1 protein-coding gene is annotated in these 450 nt (G+C 69.8%); it reads right to left on the bottom strand.

The window, feature by feature from the left end; all coding sequences use genetic code 11:
* The coding region (locus MWC30_RS21935) for an MFS transporter (protein WP_244086322.1) at nt 1-450 on the bottom strand (450 nt) is incomplete at both ends.

Here is a 450-nt window from a genome sequence, read left to right as displayed (position 1 = left end):
GGACCGTGTGGATCTCTTCCAGCTCGCCGCGCGCCTCCTCAGGGCTGCGGTCGCGCAGCAGCAGCTCATGAGCCTCCTGCTCACGGCCTTGGCGGACCAGCCAGCGCGGGGTCTCGCGCACGGCCAGCAGTCCCAGGGCGAAGAACAGCGAGGGCACCACGGAGAGCCCCAGCATCCAGCGCCAGGACTCCATGGGCGCGAAGGCCACGCCCACCAGGAAGCCGAGGAACTGACCGATCACGATGGCCAGCACGTAGAAGGCGGTGACGCGTCCGCGGATCTTCCGCGGCGACATCTCGGAGAGGTAGACCGGCAGCACGACGGCGGCCAGGCCGGTTCCCAGCCCCACCATCAGCCGGAAGCCGAAGAGGGTCTCAGTGTTCGGCGCCAGAGCCATGCCCAGCGGCGCGAGGGTGAACAGCGCGGCGGTGATCATCAGGACCACGCGGC

It is taken from the genome of Desulforhabdus sp. TSK, from assembly GCF_022836495.1.
In the GTDB taxonomy this organism is placed as follows: Bacteria; Desulfobacterota; Syntrophobacteria; order Syntrophobacterales; family Syntrophobacteraceae; genus Desulforhabdus.
This window is presented reverse-complemented; position numbering and strand designations above follow the sequence as displayed.